Annotated in this window: 17 protein-coding genes; 6 read left to right on the plus strand and 11 right to left on the minus strand. The window is 53.1% G+C overall.

Annotation, left to right across the window (positions count from 1 at the left end; translation table 11 throughout):
- Positions 1 to 4: 4 nt before the first annotated feature.
- From CEK60_RS11650 to CEK60_RS11670, 5 genes are all read right to left on the minus strand, one after another.
- On the minus strand, positions 5 to 718 hold the full coding sequence (locus tag CEK60_RS11650; protein WP_089039168.1) for an SIR2 family NAD-dependent protein deacylase: 714 nt from the start codon (positions 716 to 718) through the stop codon (positions 5 to 7).
- Between the two features lie 177 nt (positions 719 to 895).
- Entirely contained in the window at positions 896 to 2662 is a 1767-nt protein-coding gene (aceK, locus tag CEK60_RS11655; RefSeq protein ID WP_089039169.1) for a bifunctional isocitrate dehydrogenase kinase/phosphatase, read from the minus strand.
- Positions 2663 to 2848: 186 nt separating this feature from the next.
- Positions 2849 to 4282 (minus strand): ethanolamine permease, encoded by a 1434-nt coding sequence (gene eat / locus CEK60_RS11660; RefSeq protein WP_089039170.1) that lies wholly within the window; start codon positions 4280 to 4282, stop codon positions 2849 to 2851.
- Positions 4283 to 4494: 212 nt separating this feature from the next.
- On the minus strand, positions 4495 to 5337 hold the full coding sequence (gene eutC, locus CEK60_RS11665) for an ethanolamine ammonia-lyase subunit EutC (RefSeq protein WP_089039171.1): 843 nt from the start codon (positions 5335 to 5337) through the stop codon (positions 4495 to 4497).
- Positions 5330 to 6745, minus strand: coding sequence for an ethanolamine ammonia-lyase subunit EutB (locus CEK60_RS11670; RefSeq protein WP_089039172.1), 1416 nt, complete (start codon positions 6743 to 6745; stop codon positions 5330 to 5332). The genes eutC and CEK60_RS11670 overlap by 8 nt, the downstream gene beginning before the upstream one ends.
- Positions 6746 to 6999: 254 nt before the next feature.
- Between CEK60_RS11670 and CEK60_RS11675 the strand changes: the two genes are divergently transcribed.
- The 4 genes from CEK60_RS11675 to zigA all read left to right on the plus strand — a co-directional run bounded on the left by CEK60_RS11675 (position 7000) and on the right by zigA (position 10381).
- Positions 7000 to 7944 carry a helix-turn-helix domain-containing protein gene (locus CEK60_RS11675; protein ID WP_089039173.1) on the plus strand — a complete coding sequence of 315 codons (945 nt, stop codon included), beginning with the start codon at positions 7000 to 7002 and terminating at the stop codon, positions 7942 to 7944.
- Between the two features lie 72 nt (positions 7945 to 8016).
- Positions 8017 to 8631: a class I SAM-dependent methyltransferase gene (locus CEK60_RS11680; protein ID WP_089039174.1), complete on the plus strand. Its 615-nt coding sequence runs from the start codon at positions 8017 to 8019 to the stop codon at positions 8629 to 8631.
- Positions 8632 to 8752: 121 nt separating this feature from the next.
- On the plus strand, positions 8753 to 9028 hold the full coding sequence (locus CEK60_RS11685; RefSeq protein ID WP_089039175.1) for a TIGR03643 family protein: 276 nt from the start codon (positions 8753 to 8755) through the stop codon (positions 9026 to 9028).
- 126 nt (positions 9029 to 9154) lie between these two features.
- Complete coding sequence (zigA, locus tag CEK60_RS11690) at positions 9155 to 10381, plus strand: zinc metallochaperone GTPase ZigA (RefSeq protein WP_089039176.1); 1227 nt, start codon at positions 9155 to 9157, stop codon at positions 10379 to 10381.
- Positions 10382 to 10385: 4 nt separating this feature from the next.
- On the opposite strand, the gene CEK60_RS11695 is transcribed toward zigA, so the two are convergent.
- From CEK60_RS11695 to CEK60_RS11720, 6 genes are all read right to left on the minus strand, one after another.
- Positions 10386 to 12395: a RecQ family ATP-dependent DNA helicase gene (locus tag CEK60_RS11695; RefSeq protein ID WP_089039177.1), complete on the minus strand. Its 2010-nt coding sequence runs from the start codon at positions 12393 to 12395 to the stop codon at positions 10386 to 10388.
- A 79-nt stretch (positions 12396 to 12474) separates the two neighbouring features.
- The gene (locus tag CEK60_RS11700; RefSeq protein ID WP_089039178.1) at positions 12475 to 14214 is read right to left on the minus strand and encodes a SulP family inorganic anion transporter; all 1740 of its coding nucleotides are present in this window, start codon (positions 14212 to 14214) and stop codon (positions 12475 to 12477) included.
- 53 nt (positions 14215 to 14267) lie between these two features.
- Positions 14268 to 14696 carry a TIGR01244 family sulfur transferase gene (locus CEK60_RS11705; protein WP_089039179.1) on the minus strand — a complete coding sequence of 143 codons (429 nt, stop codon included), beginning with the start codon at positions 14694 to 14696 and terminating at the stop codon, positions 14268 to 14270.
- A gap of 213 nt (positions 14697 to 14909) precedes the next feature.
- Positions 14910 to 15131, minus strand: coding sequence for a DUF1653 domain-containing protein (locus CEK60_RS11710; protein WP_089039180.1), 222 nt, complete (start codon positions 15129 to 15131; stop codon positions 14910 to 14912).
- Positions 15128 to 15952 carry a tRNA cyclic N6-threonylcarbamoyladenosine(37) synthase TcdA gene (gene tcdA / locus CEK60_RS11715; protein ID WP_089039181.1) on the minus strand — a complete coding sequence of 275 codons (825 nt, stop codon included), beginning with the start codon at positions 15950 to 15952 and terminating at the stop codon, positions 15128 to 15130. Before tcdA ends, CEK60_RS11710 begins: the two co-directional genes overlap by 4 nt.
- A gap of 56 nt (positions 15953 to 16008) precedes the next feature.
- Positions 16009 to 16779, minus strand: coding sequence for a pseudouridine synthase (locus tag CEK60_RS11720; RefSeq protein WP_089039182.1), 771 nt, complete (start codon positions 16777 to 16779; stop codon positions 16009 to 16011).
- Between the two features lie 219 nt (positions 16780 to 16998).
- Here CEK60_RS11720 and sodC point away from each other — a divergent pair, with 219 nt between their 5' ends.
- Together sodC and CEK60_RS11730 are read left to right on the plus strand one after the other, a co-directional pair.
- Positions 16999 to 17532 (plus strand): superoxide dismutase family protein, encoded by a 534-nt coding sequence (gene sodC, locus CEK60_RS11725; protein WP_089039183.1) that lies wholly within the window; start codon positions 16999 to 17001, stop codon positions 17530 to 17532.
- A 214-nt stretch (positions 17533 to 17746) separates the two neighbouring features.
- Entirely contained in the window at positions 17747 to 19228 is a 1482-nt protein-coding gene (locus CEK60_RS11730; RefSeq protein WP_089039184.1) for a carbon starvation CstA family protein, read from the plus strand.
- The last annotated feature ends 22 nt before the right edge of the window (positions 19229 to 19250 follow it).

The raw sequence follows: 19250 nt of genomic DNA on the forward strand, positions 1-19250 counted from the left end.
ACACTCAAGGCAGCATTAAATTGCCCTGTTTGCGCCACTGGTTGACCAAGGCAGGAACGCCTTCACCTGCCGTGGTGTTAATCGCTAGAACGCCCGGCGGTGTTAAGGCATCCGCGTCGGGGTCGACCAGCGCACACGGGGTATCCAGGTCAATATACGATAGCAGCGATGCTGCGGGCATAACCGCCAAAGACGTGCCCACCACCAGCAAAAAGTCCGCTTGGCTAACAAGCTCGCAGGCGTCTTCAAACAGCGGTACCGATTCACCGAACCATACGACATCCGGGCGCAGCTGGCTGCCTTTGTCGCAAATATCACCCAGCGCAATACCGCCTTTTGGCAGTGGATAGCGCAGCCGCGCATCCACTGAAGAGCGCGCCTTCAAAATCTCACCATGCAGATGCAACACATCTCGCGACCCTGCACGCTCATGCAGATCATCAATATTCTGCGTAACCACGCTGACTCTAAAGCCATCTTTTTCAAGTGCCGCCAGGGCTTTATGGGCAGCATTGGGCTTGGCCTTACGAATTTGCTCCCGGCGCAGGTTATAAAACGCCAGCACCCGCTGAGGATCTCGCTGCCAGCCTGCAGGCGTAGCTACCTCTTCGACTGGGTGGTCTTCCCACAGGCCATCGCTGGCACGGAACGTTTTAATGCCACTCTCGGCGCTAATCCCTGAACCGGTAAAAACCACTAGGTGCGGTGTTGCTGTCATGTCTTCCTCGACTAAATCACTGCTTACTGTTTCACAAGGAGCCTCTTATTAATGTAATGAGCGCAGGCCAGACAAGGCAAAAATCAACGAAAAAGCGCAGTTTACGGGTTGTAAATGAGCATTTTGAGGCGATTTTTAACGCAGTATGGCCAAGCGCAATAGTTAATCAGAGGTTACTTAATATACCAGCTGCCCTATGGTCCCCGCGAAGCGCTGCTTATTACGATATGGGTAAACATCAATCACCCGACCATCGACAATGGCCTGCTGTAGCTCCAACCAGTAATCGGGATCAAATAACTCCGGATGCTGTTGCATAAAAATACCGCGCAGCTCCGGGTTGGCAAACATAAAGGGGCCGAACTCCTCGGGGAAGATATCATTGGGGCCAACGTAAAAACTCTCCCCACCACCTCCCTGAAAGTCATTGCCATACGATTTAGGCATGTGCCGAAAGCGACACTCCGTGAGATAGCACACCTCGTCGTAATCGTAAAAAATCACTCGACCATGGCGGGTAACACCAAAGTTTTTTAACAGCATATCGCCCGGGAAGATGTTCGCCGCTGCCATCTGTTTAATGGCGTTACCATAGTCTTTGAGCACCATTACGCGCTCGTCCGCGCTGCACTGCTCCAGATAGATATTCAGCGGTGTCATCATGCGCTCGGTATAACAGTGCTTGATGATCACCTTGTCATCTTTCAATGACACAGTAGACGGCGCTACTTCTAGCAAGTGCTCTAAACACTCTGGCGCAAAGTGATCCTGACGCACGATAAAATTCGAGAACTCCTGGGTATCAGCCATACGCCCAACACGGTCATGGCGTTTCACCAGGCGGTATTTCTCGCGCACTATCGCGTGGGTGACCTCTTTGGCCGGATCGAATTTATCTTTAATGATCTTAAACACGGTGCGAAAACTGGGTAGCACAAACACCGCCATCACCATGCCACGCACCCCAGGCGCAATGACGAACTGATCCTCACGCTTGGCCACTTGCAGGTTTAAGGCACGGAAAAATTCGGTTTTGCCATGCTTAAAAAAGCCAATCGCGGCATACAGTTCGCCTTCAGGCTTATGGGGCATGAGCTGTTTTAAGTAGTGGACAAACTCCCCAGGTACCGGTACATCGACTTGGAAGTAGGCACGGGTAAACGAGAAAATAATCGAGACTTCATCAGTCTCGGTTAACACGGTATCCAAGTGCAGGCAGGGGTCGCCGCCCTGCTGCTCGCCAAACCCCTCACCATGTAGAATAGGTAACACCAGTGGCACCTGCTCACCGCCCCCCAAAATGCGGCCGACTAAGTAGGCCCCTTTATTGCGGTAAAAGACGCTTTTCAACAGCTCTAATTGAGCGTCTTCTGACTGCAAAATAGCGGCGGGAAGCAGGGTTTCTAATAGGCCTGCAGCTAGTTCAATATCGCGTTCCAGATCAGCAAAGGCGTTATCAAACGGTGCCTCTTCAAGCGCCCAGGCAAGCGCTTGAGACCAATCACCGTTGACTGAATGCTGGCGACAAAGCTCAATTCCAGAATGGTGCGCAGCATCTTCTCGGGAGCTGTACACAAACATCCAGTCATTGCGAATATGACGGTGGTGGAAAATCGAGCAGAATAACGAGTTAAAAAACGTCTCGGCCAACTCGTAATCCAACCGCTGACTAATCAGCTGCGCATAGTGCTCACGTGCCTCCCGCCAGGTCTCACAGTACGTAAGCGCCTCATGATCAAAGGTACGCTGCAAACGTGTCAGCGTATCGCCCACTTTCTCTTCATAAAGGTTAATCCGCGCCGCTGAGGCTTGCTGGGCATCACGCCACGCCGCATCACGAAAACGCCGACTGGCGTCAAAGGTAATCTGCTTGAAGCGTGCTCGGTAGCCATCAAATCCATGCAGAATAGTGGCCGCTAAACGATACGCGGGAGAGTGCTTCATGGCGGTGCTCCTGACTATTTTCCCCAGCTTCGCGTAACGGAGCACTACATGCGAGAAGACCTTGGTGGGTAATCCGCATGTTTAAGAAGGCAGCTAGCTGTTTTAGCACTCATCATAAAAAGCCTCTGGGCCATTGGGCTCAGAGGCTTAAACTGCCTAGTTAGCCTAGGCGATTAGGATCAAACATTACAGCTTGGCAGCAGCTGGCGCCGGCTCGTCAATGTCTAGCTCTTCCGGGGCAGCAGTCACCAGCGCAAACTCCTCTTCAGCGGTTTTCGCCACCAGCTTATTCTTGCTGTAAAGGAAGTAGTACGCTGCACCAGCAATGAATAGAACGATGGTGTAATTAAACGCGCGGGGGTCGAAAGCATAGACACCGGTCAGCGCGACGAGGGAAAGCACTAACGCAACGCCAGAGGTCACCACACCACCGGGTGTTTTATAAGGGCGCGGCAAGTCAGGCTGTTTAACTCGTAATAGAATGTGGCTGAGCGCCATCAATGCATAAGAGAGCGTCGCGCCGACAACGGCCATCCCTAGAATTAGATCACCCTCGCCGCTAAGTGAGACTAAAAAGCCAAATACACCAGGCACAATCAGCGCCAGATAAGGCACTTTACGCTCGCTGGTCAGTGACAGCGGTTTTGGTAAGTAGCCCGCACGAGAAAGCGCAAACACCAAACGGCTGTAGCCATAGATAATCGAGAAAAATGACGCCACCAGCCCCGCAAGACCTAACACATTAACCAGCGTGGCAAGTGTTGGGTTACCCGCAACGTTAAGCGCATCGACCAGCGGCACCCCACTTTGACCAATCATTTCAGCCCCCGCCGCGCCGGCCAGTAACACCACGACCAATAAGGCGGTAAATAGCAGGAACAACATCGCGGCGATAATCCCTTTAGGCATATCCCGCGCGGGGTCTTTGGCTTCCTCTGCCGCTAGCGGCACGCCTTCAACCGCCAAAAACAGCCACATCCCAAACGGCAGCGCTGCCCATATACCGTACCAACCATAGGGCATAAAGGTGCTCGCACCGGCTGCATCGGTGGGCGCAATATCAAACAGATTCGCTGAATCGAAATTGCCAATCAGCGCCACTGCCGTTGCCAAAATCGCGAACACGGCCAGCCCGCTAATCACCATCATGACTTTTAGCGCTTCACCCACGCCTGCTAGGTGAATACCGATAAACACTGCGTAGAACAGCAGGTAAACCAGCGGCCCATTAATGCCCAGCAGCGATTCAACTGCCGAGCCAATGAAAATCACGATCGCAGCAGGCGCAAGCGCGTACTCAATCAACACCGCAAGCCCGGTTAAATAGCCACCGGCTGGCCCCATCGCTTGGCGGGCAAAGCTATAGCCTCCCCCCGCGGCTGGAATCGCTGCGGACATTTCCGCCAATGCTAATACGAGTGCCAGGTACATCATCGCCATTAAGCAGGCGGCAATGGCAAAACCACCCCAACCCGCTTCAGCAATACCGAAGTTCCAGCCGGCAAAATCACCGGAAATAACATAAGAAACCCCAAGCCCTGCTAGTAATAGCCAGCCCGCGGTACCTTTGCGCAGCTGGCGCTTGGCCAAATACGCTTGATCGACAGAAGGTTGTGTCATTGTCATGCCCTTTTCAGTGTGGAACGCAATCGTTGTCAGCGGCGTGCTGAGTCGGGGTGTTGGTTCCATATTGTTGTTAGGAGTTTTTTAGGAGCGTTTCTATAAGTGCTTGTTATTTATGTATTGTTATTACTCTTTTTAATTGCTATTTAATTACTCTGTTATCTATATGGCGCTGCTTATGCATAACGCTTCGCTTCCTGTGCCGCTTATTAATCGGCCACCAGGAAGTTTTGAGTTGTCCCCCCTGTTGCACCGTCTAATACGCTGTCCTCGCTACGATCTTTCAGTTGCACGCCAGACAGTTTCCGCTGACGGGCTTCGGTTAATAGCAACAACAACCGCCGTGCGGCCTCTTCCGGTTTGAGCCCTGCTGGACGCACGTTTGAAATGCAGTTGCGGCGATCATCCTTTAAGCCCACTTCTGGTTCCCAGGTCATATACAGCCCGAGGCTATCGGGGGAGCTTAAGCCTGGGCGCTCACCAATCATCACCAGCACGGCATCGGCATTAAGCAGCGCGCCAACCTCATCACCAATCGCCACGCGGCCCTGCTCTACGATGGTTAATGGCGCGAGCTGCCACTCCCGCTGATCACTCTCCAAGGCGCGATACAGCGCAGTAAGAAACGGCTCGCTGTTCTGCTGTACTGCCAGTGCGGAAAGCCCATCGACAATCACCACCGCTAAATCGAAGCGCTGGCCACATTGCGCCGCTTGTTGCAGTTGCTCTCGCGAAGCGTCGTCAAGACGACGGCCATAATCCGGACGCTGCAGATACATGGCCCGGTCTACTGCATGGCTATGCACATGAAGAGGTGTCTGGTTCAGGCTCAGCGCTGTCGTTAACTCATCGGCCAGCGCGTCGCACTCAAGGGGGCAGTGAACGGCATCCTGGGCTTGGGCATGAGCCAGTTGAAACGCCAATAGCTGATGCGTGGGCAGACTAATGCCCGCTCGTCCAAGCCCAATGCGAGCATCGGTAAATGCCCTCAGCCGCTCCCATGGGTTAGCGATCACAATCGGTGGGGCTTTTTTCGATTCATTATCAGACATCGCGAGCAGCCTCCGTTGGCAGGTGGCGCAGGCTATTAGCGAAAGCGGCAGGTAGTTGATCATTTAACCGATAGGAGGAAACATCTTGGAAGATTTGCATCTTCGCCAGCCACTGCTCGAACTCCGGGGCGGCCTTCAACCCAAGCACGCGCCGTGCGTAAAGGGCATCGTGAAAGGACGTGGTTTGATAGTTGAGCATGATGTCGTCAGAGCCTGGGATGCCCATCACAAAGCTACAGCCCGCCACACCTAACAGCGTCAGCAGGTTGTCCATATCATTTTGATCGGCTTCAGCGTGATTGGTGTAGCAAACATCACAGCCCATGGGCACGCCTAGCAACTTGCCGCAGAAGTGGTCTTCCAGCCCCGCTCGGGTGATCTCTTTGCCATCGTACAAATACTCAGGGCCGATAAATCCCACCACCGTATTCACCAGCAGCGGATTAAACTTGCGCGCCACCGCATAGGCACGGGCTTCACAGGTTTGCTGGTCTAAACCATGATGAGCATCAGCGGAAAGCGAGCTGCCTTGCCCAGTTTCGAAATACATCACGTTGCGCCCAACCGTACCGCGATTCAGCGTTTGAGCAGCCGCCTCGGCCTCCGCCAGGGTACTCAAATCAAAGCCAAAGCTGCGGTTGGTGGCTTCGGTACCGCCAATGGATTGAAAAACCAGATCTACCGGCGCGCCCTGCTCAATCGCTTCGAGTGTGTTGGTCACATGAGTGAGCACGCAGGATTGGGTGGGTATTTCGTATTTCTGAATGACATCGTCCATCAGGCGCATTAGCTTGATGCTTTGGGCGACATTATCAGTCGCAGGATTGATCCCAATGACCGCGTCGCCACTGCCATACAGCAAGCCATCCAGAATACTGGCGGCAATCCCGGTCACGTCATCGGTAGGATGGTTGGGCTGCAAACGCGTGGATAACCGCCCCGGCAAACCAATAGTATTGCGAAATGCGGTCGTCACATGGCACTTCTTGGCGACTAGCATCAAATCTTGATTGCGCATCAACTTGCTAACAGCGGCGGCCATTTCAGGGGTAATGCCAGGGCGAGCCGCGGCTAACACATCGCTGGTGGCATAGTCGGATAGTAGCCAGTTACGAAAGTCACCCACGGTTAAATGCTTCAGCGGCGCAAATGCAGCAGCATCGTGCTCATCGATGATTAAACGAGTAATTTCGTCTTGCTCATAGGGGACCAGCACATCATTCAAAAATGTGGTAAGCGGGAGCTCTGCCAGCACCATTTGCGCCACTACCCGCTCTTCTGCTGATTCTGCAATGACCCCTGCCAAGCGGTCGCCAGAGCGTGGCGGCGTGGCCTTGGCCATTAATTCCGCCAAGCCATTAAAGCGATAGCGGCGGCTTCCAACAGTTGTGTGATAGGTCTGCGCCATGGGACCTTCCTTTTTTATATTTAAAAGTGGCTTTTTCTATAACTACGGTTTCTAAAACTATGGTTTCTAAAACAATGGCGCCGAATGCGCGTTGAGGAACAGAATTTGCTTGTTTCCACAATAGCGCTATCACTTAATGGGGAGTATCGAGTTTTGGCAAACCTGTCATACTTATAAAAACATTATTAAATACAATAAATTAGAGGCAAGCATGCAACGTGATGGCACTTTAATCACGTTCACAGGAGTTTTTCATGACGCTGACAAGCCAAGACATTGCACCAAAAAAATGCATTCAAGAGGCGTTTGATGCCGACGAACATGCCCAAAATCTGACCCGCTGGCAGCAGCAATACGACCAACTAAGTCCTGGCCGCTTTTATGGGCGACTAGATGAAATTGAGTTACCCGCCATGCAGGTGTTTAAAGAACATACCGGGCAAGCACTGCGACAAGACTGCCGAGTGTGGGCTGACTCGCTCTGGCTGGGCATCCCCACTCAAGCACCAGGGTCACGAATTAATGGGCAGGCGTTGGAAGAATATGAGGTGATGTGTCATCCCGGCGGTCGTGATTTTGAGCTGGTAACCCCCGAGGCGTTTGATATCTATGGACTAGTGATACGTATGCCGTTATTACAGGCTGCCGCCCAGCGACAGGGGGTGATACTTGATCATGAGTGGCAAGATTCACCCCGCCGCCGGGTAGCGCCTGAAACTCTGCATGCTGTGTCTTTTTTACTTGAACGCTTACTCTCAAATCAACAAGGCCCCATCGCTGAAAACGTTCATCAAGATATTTTGCTAACAGGCCTAATGGAAGTATTAAAAGCTAACCAAACAAGCCATGAATTGCCTCCCAGCTACCCTCATCGAAAAGCAGTGGTTGACCGGGTGAAGCGCTATGTTGATGAGCACCTGGAAGGTCCAGTCACCATGGAAACGTTATGCGAGCTAACTCATGTCAGCAGGCGTACGCTGCAATACAGTTTTACGTCTATCCTAGGGATTAGTCCGCTGCAGTTTTTACGTTTAACGCGGCTGAATAGAGTGCGTCGTGCTCTGCGCAGCGCAGAGCCTCACCAAACAGTGACTGAAATTGCCACCTACTGGGGCTTTTGGCATTTGGGGCAATTTGCTCATGACTATAAGCAACAGTTTGGCGAAAGCCCTTCGCAGACGTTAAACGCGATTCACTGAGCGTGCGCGGCATCCCTTTCGAGGTAAAGATCTTATGTCGAGGCAACGATCCTATATCGAGGTAGAGACCCTATGGTAAATACCACCGCCTGGAATCGCTTGCGCTATAGCATTTACGCGCCAGTCTATGATCTGGTGGCGACTAAAGCGTTTCGTAAACCCCGCAGAAGTGCGCTTAACCAAGTTGACTGGGAACCTGGCATGCGAGTGCTGCTGGTGGGTGCAGGCACCGGCTTAGACCTGCCTTATTTACCGCGCGAATTAGAAATCCATTTAACCGACCTAACCCCCGCAATGGTGACGCGAGCCCGTGAGCGAGCGGAACATGCGCAACGTGACGTGGTATGTCGTGTGATGGATGCTGCTGCACTGGACTACCCAGATGCGCATTTTGACGTCGTTGTGATGCATCTTATTTTGGCGGTGATGCCCAACCCTGAACAGGGACTAGCCGAAGCGCACCGGGTACTGAAAAACGACGGGCAGCTCTGTGTTATGGATAAATTTCAACCCGACACCCACATTGCTGGTCCAAGTCGGCGAGCACTGAACGTCATTACTTCATTGATCGCGACCGACATCACCCGCCAGGCGACACCACTACTTCAACAAGCAGGCTTCAACATCCGCCGCGACGAACCCGTATTGATGAATGGCCTTTTTCGCGCACTTTTAGCAATAAAGTAAACTGCCCTCACAACTGCACATCGCCTCAAAATACCAGTACAGCCGAAACAACAACGTCCAATGCTGGTACAATTAATAGCAACCCGTTACTTGCACGCTTCATCAACATGTAAGGTGACCAATGCCTAAAGCAGCTGTGAAACGCTTCCGTCGTTTACCCGAAGAAGAGCAGTCCCGCGTGATTGAAATGGCTTGGGAAGATCGCACTCCGTTTGAAGCGATCGACACTATGTTTGGCCTAGGCGAGCCGGACGTCATAGAGGTAATGCGCCACCAGCTTAAGCCGGCCTCGTTTCGACTGTGGCGCAAGCGTGTTACTGGTCGCGCGACGAAGCATACGGCTTTGCGATCGCCGGATATTTTACGGGGCTACTGCCCAACGCAATATAAGCGCTAATCACCATTTGCCACGAAAAATCAGAGGATGCCATTTTCTAGTAGGTCTTTTTAATCGCTGAATAAATGTTATATTATCACATAACATAACGCCGTTTATAAAAACCCGCTTAGAGGTGCATTCACAATGACCGTGTTTTCTCCCCTGCCCGTCACCGTACTTTCAGGATTTCTAGGTGCAGGTAAAACCACCGTACTCAATCATATTTTGGCTAACCGCGAAGGTCGCCGCGTCGCGGTGATTGTCAACGATATGAGCGAGGTCAATATCGACGGTGCATTAGTGCGTGGCGGCCCTGGCGAGTCCACGTTAGATGGCGAGGTAGCGCTGAACCGTTCTGAAGAGCGGTTAGTAGAAATGAGCAACGGCTGCATTTGCTGCACGCTGCGTGAAGATTTGCTAGAAGAAGTTAGTCAACTGGCCAGAGAGGGTAAATTTGATTACTTGGTGATTGAGTCCACTGGGATTTCCGAACCGCTACCCGTGGCGGAAACCTTCACCTTTGAAGATGAAAGCGGCCAGAGCCTTTCCCACGTTGCACGCCTTGATACGCTGGTCACTGTTGTCGATGGAGCCAACTTTCTTGAGCAGTACCGCGAAGCGCAGAGCCTCGCTGAAGCGGGCGAAAGCTTAGGTGACGACGACGAACGTAACGTCGCGGACCTGCTGGTCGACCAGATCGAGTTTTGTGATGTATTACTGATCAGTAAAACGGATCTGATCAATAAAAAAGAGCTTGATGCGCTAACGGCGATTCTGCGCTCACTAAACCCTGATGCAGAGCTGGTGCCCATCACTCAAGGTGGCGTGCCGCTAGACAAGGTGCTTGATACTGGCAAGTTCAATTTTGAGCGCGCCCAGCAAGCGCCTGGTTGGCTAAAAGAGATGCGTGGCGAGCATGTGCCAGAAACCGAAGAGTACGGTATTGGCAGCTTTGCCTACCACGCTCGCCGCCCTTTCCACCCGCAGAAATTCCACGCTTTACTCAATGAAGGGTGGTTTGGTAAAGGGCTGCTACGCTCGAAAGGCTTTTTCTGGCTTGCTACTCGGCCACGCTTTGCAGGCCAATGGAGCCAAGCAGGTGGTATTGCTCATCACGGCCCAGCGGGCGTGTTCTGGAAAGCTATCCCCGAAGCTAACTGGCCGGAAGATCCTGAAACTCGCCAGTTCATTATGGAAAAGTGGCAGGAGCCGTTTGGCGACATGCGCCAGGAGCTGGTGTTTATCGGCCAGAACTTGGACCAAGCCAAGATGCGTGATGCACTAGACGCCTGCCTGCTAAGTGAAGCTGAACTGCTACAAGGTATGGAAGCCTGGAAGCAGCTACCCGATCCGTTCCCCGCTTGGGAGTAATGCTTTAACTGCCGGAGCTAGCTAAACAGCGCTCTGCCCACTGCCGCACTTCAGGGTAGGCACGCTGCTCAAAGACCGCGAAACCGTTAAGGCCGCGGGCTTTGAGTGGGGTAAAAATCGGCATAGTTAAACCGCATAAGAAGTGTGCCAGCCGCTGGGCATTGGGCGGCTGGCCGAACTGTTCGGTGTGGCGTTCAATCAGCGGTGTGGCATAGCGGATAAAATCCTTTTCAGACAGCGCGGGTAATGGCGTCGCATCCGGCAGCCGAACCGGGTTGCCGTAGCATACCGAACAGTGACCACAGCGGCCCTGCTCGGTATCAAGTGGTCCATCGAAGGTGGTATCCCCAAAATGCTCAGCTAACCGCCGAGTCAGGCAGCTTTGCGACTCAAACAGTGCCAGCATGGAGTGCAGCCGATCAATTTCGATTCGCTCCCGCTGTAGGCACTCATTAAACAACTGGCTCGCCACCGCCTCGACCGAAAATTCCGGCTGACAAATTTCATACACATCGGTCATGCGTTTACCTTCCAGGGTCAACCAACCTTTATCCTGGAAGTATTCAAGCGCGGTAATCACGCGGGCACGGGAAGCATCAATTTGCTGTGCCTGCCCAGCCTGATGCAGCCGCTCAAAATCCACCGTCCCCCAAGTACGAGCAATAGCAATATTGTCGATTAACAAACGTACAAAGGCTGCCCGCTCTCCTTCAAAGCGCCCCACCAAGGCAGTAGGCTCAATATGGTAGCGCAACCGATACTCGGCTAAGAACGCAAAGCGCGGCGCAATTATGCCGTGCATTTCCAACCGCACCAGTAGCGTTTTAAGTGGCAGCAGGCGGATATTGGTATCTCGGGAAAGCGTGTTGAGCAGCACTTCCCACTGGCGATCTGGCGCTTGACCGGCTGATGAGATTTCCTCCAATAAACGCAAAATACCCGCGTACTCAGGCGTATCGCCGTAAACGAAGCTCTCAAGCACTCGCAGACCATCGCGTCCGGCAATGGTTAAACAGGTGGAAGGCAGTCCATCGCGCCCTGCCCGACCAATTTCCTGACTGTAATTCTCAATCGATTTAGGTAGATCAAAGTGCACAACGTTGCGGATATTGCCTTTATCAATCCCCATGCCGAAGGCAATGGTAGCCACAATGCAGGGCGATTCGCCGCTCATAAACTGGCGCTGAATGTCGTCGCGGCGGGCTGAATCCAGTCCCGCATGGTACGCCTGGGCAGCAATCCCCTGGGCCTCCAGCGCACTTGCCAACTGCTCGGCGGTTTGCTGCAAGGTGACGTAAATAATCGTAGGCGCTTCGTTGCCAGGCGGCATTTGTGGCATAAGCCAATCAATCAACTGTTGCTGACGTTTTTCCATGGCGGGCACCACCAGAAGCTCTAAGTTAGCGCGATAAAAGCCAGTGGTAATGACATTTTCCGGTACGATTGAGAACTTCTCACGCATATCAGCGATAACCGCTGGCGTGGCCGTGGCTGTCAGTAGCAACACCTGGGGAATAGCAAAATCACGCTGATAATCGGGCAGTTTAAGGTAATCGGGGCGGAAGTTATGTCCCCACTCAGAGAGACAGTGTGCTTCATCAACCACCAGCAGCGATATTTGAACCTGGCGTAGAAAGTGCCGAAAACGCTCGTTCTTAAGCCGCTCCACCGACACCATAAGGATTTTCAGCTCACCGTTTTTGGCGCGCCCCATCACATCACGGGTCGTAGCGCGATCTTGGGTGGAATCAATACTGGCGGCTGCAACACCATGGCGTGCCAAGAAAGCGAGCTGATCCTGCATTAGTGCCAGCAGCGGCGATACCACCAGCGTCAGGTGTGGAAGATGAAGTGCAGGCAACTGATAACAGAGTGACTTCCCCGCCCCGGTGGCAAAAATCGCCGCCGTGGAGTGCCCCTCCAACACTCTGGACACCACCGCCTGCTGGCCGCCGCGAAAAGCATCAAATCCGAATACTGCCTTCAGCGTCTGCTGCGGTGATAGCGAGGTCATGGCCGTTCCCTGGAGTGTCGTCAATACGTTAGGGCTAAGCTAACGCGTTCACGTCATTTTCTCCAATCAAGGGGCGCCATTAAGTGCAGGGGTGCGGCTTTTCATTCTGTGCGGGGAGAGCCAGCGCCTGCCAAGCCTCAAAGGTGGTAAAAAACACCTGCCCTGTTAGCTCGCGGTAAAGCGCTGTGTTGGTTAAGCGATCCATCACCGGGCCTTTCACTTCCGCCAAGTGCAGCATTGCGCCAGCATCTTTTAACCGGCCGTTAATCGCTTCTAAGCTTTCAAGCGCGGACGCATCAATCACATTCACCGCCTGGCAGGTCAATACAATATGTTTTAACGAAGGGGAACGAGCAGCCAGTGCCATCACGGTATCTTCTAAGTAGCGAGCGTTAGCAAAGTAAAGACTTTCATCAATGCGCAGCATGGCCACATGCTGATCGGTTTCGACTTCATGGCGCTTCACGTTGCGGAAATGTTCGGTGCCCGGCACCCGCCCTACCACGGCACTATGGGGCTGGCTGGTACGATACAGGTGCAGCCCTAGTGAGAGCACCACACCGCTGATAATGCCGACCTCGACACTGTGCAGCAGGGTGAGTAGCAAGGTCGCCACCATTGCCACGCCGTCGCTGCGGGAGTATTGCCAAGTGCGCTTTACTGCGGGCAGATCAATCAATGTGCCCACGGCGACGATAATAGTAGCGGCCAATGTCGCCGTCGGCAGAAAGGCCAGCAGACCCGTGAGCAACAGCGCAGAAAGCACAATACCTAAGGCGGTAAATGCCCCGGCCAACGGTGTTGCCGCCCCCGCTTCAAAGTTCACTACCGAGCGTGAAAACCCACCTGAAACCGGCGAACCACCGCTGACGCCAGCGCCCAAATTGGCCATCCCAAGAGCGATAAGCTCTTGATTAGGATCGATACGCTGGCGGCGCTTAGCCGCCAGAGTTTGCGCCACGGATACCGATTCTACAAAGCCCACCAAACTGATCAATAAAGCGGCAGGCAACAGGCCAAGCCATAGCGACTGATCTAGGCTAGGCAGCGTAATGGCAGGCAAGCCGCTAGGCACAAAGCCGACCAGATCCACGCCGTACTGCCCCAAGTTAAAGTGCCAGGCCAGCAGCGTAGTCACCATCACCGCTGAAATCGGTGCGGCTTTGACCATCAATCCAGAAGCGCTGGCCGAGATACCTATCGCCATCAGCCAGGTATTCAAGCGCTTGCGGCAAACCAGCAGATAGCCCCACACCCCTAAACCAATCAGCAGCGTGATGAGATTGACCTGTCGCCACTGGCTGAACAGTGCGCCCAGCAGCTCGATGACATTATGCCCCGCAGCCTCAACACCTAGAATATGCTTGAGCTGACTAATGGCGATCAAGATTCCCGACGCAGTGATAAACCCAGAAATAACCGGATGGCTTAAGAAGTTGACCAAAAAGCCCAGCCGCAGTACGCCCATGGCAATCAATATCAATCCTGAAAGCGCCGCCAACACCAGTGCAGCGCCAATATATTCAGGGCTGCCTGGAGTAGCAAAGCTGCTTAAAGCCGACGCCGTCATTAATGCTGCCACGGCTACCGGCCCTACCGCCAAGCTGGCACTGGTACCAAAGATGGCGTAAAGCACCAGCGGTAGCATACTGGCATACAGGCCCATCTCTGGCGGCAACCCAGCCAGCAAGGCATAGGCCAACGCCTGGGGCACCAGCATTAGCGTGACGATAACGGCTGCCAGCGAATCTTTAAATAACACAGCCCGGTTATAGCGCCGCAGCCAGCCAACCACAGGCACCCAACGCTCTATGTTCATGGGGAGTACTCGCTCTGGTAATAGCACTGACTAAGGCACATCACACCGCACGCCTACGCTGTCTGATTTTCAAGCCCTTGACGGTGCTCTTCCAAATCAAAACCGGCTGCTTTGGCAGCGGAAAATAGTTCCGCCAGATCGCATTTTTCGGTATGGCGCTTTGCGTAAGCCCAAAGATGGGTAGCACGTTTACCTGACCGACAAAACGCCAAAATAGGCCGAGGTAGCTGCTGCAACGCCTTAGCAAAAGCGGCGACATCCACTTGGCTATACTCGCCGGGGGTCACAGGAATGTGTACCCAATGAAGGCCAAGTTCTGCTGCTTTAACGCGGTAAGCATCCTCTCCAGAAAACTCAGCGCTTTCACCAGGCTTGCAGTTACAGATCACCGTTTTAAAGCCCTGAGCTTTTACGTGCTCAAGCTCCTCGACCGTGAGCTGTGAAGTAATAGCAACGCCCTTCTCTAACGATTGTGTTTGCATGCATCTCTCCAGCGTTTCTCGCTGCCGCTTTAAGCAGCAGCGCAAGGCATAACCCCGTCAAAACAATTGTTATAAACATAGCTCATTTTGGAATATAAGCAATAGCGCACGACAAAAACACCCGGGACTTTTTTTGAGAAAAGACCCGGGTGGCGCATAAATATCGAAGGGGAAACGTAACGCTATTGAGTGTTGTCGCTGCTAGGGAACGGATTAATTAAACGCTTTCTCTAATGCAAAGCGCGGCTGTGGCTGGCCGTCTTTGTTAACGCTTTCAGTGAACATTGTAAGCGGGCGCACCCACAGGCCGTAGTCGCCGTAAAGCGCACGGTAAACTACCAGCACCTCTTCATTTTCACTGTGCTGAGCGGTGCCCAGTACTTCGTAAAGGCTGCCTTTATAGTGGCGATATATACCGGGAACAGGCGCAGTCATTCACTTTCCTCTTGTTGGGTCGTTGAAGGCATGGGCTTAGCGGCTTTTTTAGCCAACCGTTCGAGCACTTTTGAGGCAGCGACAAAACCAAACGTACCAGTGACAAAGGTGGCGGCGCCAAAGCCTGAGGCGCAGTCTAAGCGGGTAGCATCACCGTTGCCGGGCTTTTGCAGACAGACTTCGCCGTCAGCGCCAGGGTACACCAACTGCTCATCAGAATAGACACACTCAACGGAAAAGCGCCGCTTGGGATTACGCGAAAAACCATAATCACGGCGCAGCCGCGAGCGCACTTTAGAAAGCAGTGGATCGTGTTCAGTACGTGTTAAATCTGCCACCTGAATGCGGGTAGGATCCGTCTGACCGCCTGCAGCTCCCGTCACGGTAATCGGTAGTTTACGTCGTTTGCACCAAGCGATTAGCGCTGCCTTGGCGATCACGCTATCAATGGCATCCACCACATGATCGGCATCATCGGGGATACGCTCGGCAAGGTTAGTGGGCGTGACAAAAGCACTGTCGGCTACGACGTTTATCTCCGGGGCAATCAAGCGACAACGCTCGGCCAACACGTCCACCTTTGGCTGGCCAATGGTGGCGTCTAACGCATGGAGCTGACGATTGACGTTGGACACGCATACGTCATCCAAATCAATCAGCGTTAGCTTGCCAATGCCAGAACGCGCCAGCGCTTCTACCGTCCAGCTCCCCACGCCACCCACACCCACTACCACAACATGGGCATGGCGAAACGCCGTGGCAGCACGTTGGCCATACAAGCGGCGAATGCCGCCAAAGCGAAAGTCATAATCCGAAGACATTACAGGCTCTCTATTTTACAACATGCTATTTGACAGCACGGTTCGATTCATCACGACTACCGCTGAAGCACAGCGGGCGTTGAAATGGCTGGGGTGCGCACGCTATCTAGCGGCAGATGCCCAGCCCAGCCGAATTGCTCAAATAGGCTTCTCATGGTCGCATCGAGTGCGCAGCTTAGTTGGATGCGCTTATCGGCTAAGGGGTGATCAAACGCTAAATAGCTGGCAGCCAACAGCAAACGGGGAGCATTCAGTTGATCCGCAAAAAAACGGTTGTGGACACTTTTGCCGTGCTTGGCATCACCAATAATGGGATAACCACGCCGAGAAAGATGGCGACGGATCTGATGTCGCCGCCCGGTCATAGGCCGCGCTTCCACTAGCGAATAGCGCGCCACTGGATAGCGGTCTACCTGCACAGGCAATTCAACGCTATCCAGGCGTCGAATATCGGTCATCGCGGGCATAGCAGGCATCTCGGCTTTGGGGCGCGTGCCATCTTCTTCCCGCAATGGGTAATCAAGGCGCTCTTGCTCCGGCGCCTTGCCCCTCACTACCGCCAGATAGCGTTTTTCTACCTGCCGTTCGCTAAAGCCTTCACTCAACACGGCTGCCGCTTCAGATGATAAACCAAACACCATCACGCCAGAGGTGGGTCTATCTAACCGATGCACCGGATACACTCGTTTGCCAATTTGGTCACGCAGGCGTTGAAGCAAAAATTCTGTTTCTCCACGCGCCAGCGCCGAGCGGTGCACTAGTAACCCAGACGGCTTATGCACTGCAACAAGGTGCTCATCCTGATAAAGGATGTTCAATGGCAACATGGCACTCCCCGGTAACGGCAATTGAGATAACAAATCGCGGTGATTTGAAGCAGCGCGCTATTGTCGCGGCTTAACGGTTCAATGTCATCCGCTACTAGCGGCATCAAGAAAGCAAATAGCCCAACGCCCGATCCATTGGCAGAGTTGCTTCGCGGAAGCTACCTTGAAATGGCAACTCGTCATACGAGCTTCCATGGATAAGGAAAGGAGAATTGCACTATGCGTTATTCACTACCGCTAACAGGTATTGCCGCGGGGCTTCTGCTGGCAACTACCGCTCAGGCCAATGAAGCGCTCGACGTTGAAATGCACAAGGTCAGCGCTGAAGGAATTGAAGAGTCTATTGGGACTGTCGCTATTGAGCATACTGAGCACGGCGTGTTGCTTACGCCGTCGTTAACTGACCTAGAGCCCGGCGTATACGGTTTTCATGTCCACCAAAATGCCAGCTGCGAGCCTGCTGAAAACGATAGCGGCGAAATGACAGCAGCGCTGTCTGCAGGTGGTCATTACGATCCTGAAGAGGCTGGTACCCACCAAGGCCCCTACGGCGATGGCCATCTGGGCGACCTACCGGTTCTCACGGTGAATGAAGATGGCGAAGCTAACCTTCCCGTGCTGGCACCGCGCTTGAGTATGGAAGATATGCCGGGGCGCAGCCTGATGATCCATGCGGGCGGCGATACGTATTCAGATGCCCCCCACTTAGGCGGTGGCGGTGCGCGCATGGCCTGCGGCGTCGTTGAATCGTAGCGGTTAAAACCCCATCAATATAGCGATATATCGGGCAGCACAGCGCTGCCCTTTTTTGTGTTGATGATTGCTCTTGCTAGCACCATTGGCCACTAAAGTCTTAAAGCGATTCTCCTGATGAGTCGGTACATTCAGCCCGGCCAAATAAGCGTGCTAACAAGTAATTCACTAGCATGCACTACCCTATTAATCCCCCTGAGACTGAGTGCCCTGAATGATCACCTTCATTGTATCGATAATTCTTCTAGTCGTGGGCTACTTCACCTACGGCAAGTTTGTTGAGCGCGTGTTTGTTACTGACCGCAAGCGTCAAACACCGGCGTTTAGTATGCGTGACAATATTGACTATGTGCCGATGAACACCACGCGCAACTCACTTATTCAATTGCTTAACATTGCCGGTGTCGGCCCGATTTTTGGCCCCATTTTAGGCGCGCTTTATGGCCCAGTGGCTTTTATATGGATTGTGGTTGGCTGCATCTTTGCAGGTGCCGTACACGACTACCTCACCGGTATGATCTCGATTCGCAATCACGGGGCTCATTTGCCTCAGTTGGCGGGTAAATTTCTCGGTAAAACCATGAAGCATGTGGTCAACGGCTTTGCTATTTTGCTGTTACTGCTGGTGGGCACGGTCTTTGTAACCTCGCCCGCAGCGCTGCTTTCTAATATGACATCACTCTCTTTAACGCTCATTATTCTAGCGATTTTTGCCTACTATCTGGTTGCTACGCTGCTACCGATTGATAAAGTCATTGGCCGTATCTACCCCTACTTTGGCGCTTTGCTGCTGTTCAGCGCCGCAGGCATCGGTATTGGTTTGGTTGTTACCGGCGCACCGATTCCAGAACTCTCTTTCCAGAATATGCATCCGGAAGGAGCGCCCATTTTCCCGCTGCTGTTCTTAACGATCTCCTGCGGTGCTCTTTCAGGCTTCCATGCCACGCAAACCCCCATCATTTCACGCACGACGCAAAACGAAACCAATGGCCGTAAAATCTTTTACGGCATGATGATTGCCGAAGGCGTGATTGCGATGATCTGGGCCGCCGCCGCCATGAGTTTATTCCAGGGCGAACAATCGCTGTCCGCAGTGCTGGCGGCTGGTGGCCCTGCAGCGGTGGTCAGCGAAGTATCTATTAGCATGCTTGGCGCTGTTGGCGGCACGCTGGCCGTGCTGGGGGTTATTGTGCTGCCGATTACCTCGGGCGATACCGCCTTCCGCAGTGCACGAATGATTATTGCTGACTATCTCAAGGTTGAGCAGAAGCCGATTATTAAGCGTATTTTGATCGCCCTGCCACTGTTTGTTGCTTCTTACGCGCTTACCCACATGGACTTTACCCTGCTATGGCGCTACTTCTCCTGGGCCAACCAAACCACCGCGGTTATCGCACTGTGGGTCGGCACCATGTACCTAGTGCTATCACGTAAGCCTTATCTGATTACCTCGATCCCAGCTGTCTTTATGACCATGGCCACCTTTACCTATTTAGCCTACGCACCGATTGGCTTTGGCTTACCACTGCAAACAAGCTGTATCGTCGCGGCGCTGGGAACACTGGTATGTATCGCACTGTTTATGAAGCGTGTACGCCGCTTAAGCCGCGCAACCTTTGCTGTTGATGAGCATGCTGATGCCTTTGATGCAGGCCAAGAGGGACAGACCCAAACACTATCTACTGCTACCAAGTAAGTTATTGTTCTACTGCCCCTTA

This window comes from Halomonas sp. N3-2A, assembly GCF_002216165.1.
In the GTDB taxonomy this organism is placed as follows: domain Bacteria; phylum Pseudomonadota; class Gammaproteobacteria; order Pseudomonadales; family Halomonadaceae; genus Vreelandella.

What these genes read in the sequence shown, in the direction of transcription:
- CEK60_RS11650 (WP_089039168.1), bottom strand. Translation starts at nt 718, where the DNA reads ATGACAGCAACACCGCACCTAGTGGTTTTTACCGGTTCAGGGATTAGC.
- aceK (WP_089039169.1), bottom strand. Translation starts at nt 2,662, where the DNA reads ATGAAGCACTCTCCCGCGTATCGTTTAGCGGCCACTATTCTGCATGGA.
- eat (WP_089039170.1), bottom strand. Translation starts at nt 4,282, where the DNA reads ATGACACAACCTTCTGTCGATCAAGCGTATTTGGCCAAGCGCCAGCTG.
- eutC (WP_089039171.1), bottom strand. Translation starts at nt 5,337, where the DNA reads ATGTCTGATAATGAATCGAAAAAAGCCCCACCGATTGTGATCGCTAAC.
- CEK60_RS11670 (WP_089039172.1), bottom strand. Translation starts at nt 6,745, where the DNA reads ATGGCGCAGACCTATCACACAACTGTTGGAAGCCGCCGCTATCGCTTT.
- CEK60_RS11675 (WP_089039173.1), top strand. Translation starts at nt 7,000, where the DNA reads ATGACGCTGACAAGCCAAGACATTGCACCAAAAAAATGCATTCAAGAG.
- CEK60_RS11680 (WP_089039174.1), top strand. Translation starts at nt 8,017, where the DNA reads ATGGTAAATACCACCGCCTGGAATCGCTTGCGCTATAGCATTTACGCG.
- CEK60_RS11685 (WP_089039175.1), top strand. Translation starts at nt 8,753, where the DNA reads ATGCCTAAAGCAGCTGTGAAACGCTTCCGTCGTTTACCCGAAGAAGAG.
- zigA (WP_089039176.1), top strand. Translation starts at nt 9,155, where the DNA reads ATGACCGTGTTTTCTCCCCTGCCCGTCACCGTACTTTCAGGATTTCTA.
- CEK60_RS11695 (WP_089039177.1), bottom strand. Translation starts at nt 12,395, where the DNA reads ATGACCTCGCTATCACCGCAGCAGACGCTGAAGGCAGTATTCGGATTT.
- CEK60_RS11700 (WP_089039178.1), bottom strand. Translation starts at nt 14,214, where the DNA reads ATGAACATAGAGCGTTGGGTGCCTGTGGTTGGCTGGCTGCGGCGCTAT.
- CEK60_RS11705 (WP_089039179.1), bottom strand. Translation starts at nt 14,696, where the DNA reads ATGCAAACACAATCGTTAGAGAAGGGCGTTGCTATTACTTCACAGCTC.
- CEK60_RS11710 (WP_089039180.1), bottom strand. Translation starts at nt 15,131, where the DNA reads ATGACTGCGCCTGTTCCCGGTATATATCGCCACTATAAAGGCAGCCTT.
- tcdA (WP_089039181.1), bottom strand. Translation starts at nt 15,952, where the DNA reads ATGTCTTCGGATTATGACTTTCGCTTTGGCGGCATTCGCCGCTTGTAT.
- CEK60_RS11720 (WP_089039182.1), bottom strand. Translation starts at nt 16,779, where the DNA reads ATGTTGCCATTGAACATCCTTTATCAGGATGAGCACCTTGTTGCAGTG.
- sodC (WP_089039183.1), top strand. Translation starts at nt 16,999, where the DNA reads ATGCGTTATTCACTACCGCTAACAGGTATTGCCGCGGGGCTTCTGCTG.
- CEK60_RS11730 (WP_089039184.1), top strand. Translation starts at nt 17,747, where the DNA reads ATGATCACCTTCATTGTATCGATAATTCTTCTAGTCGTGGGCTACTTC.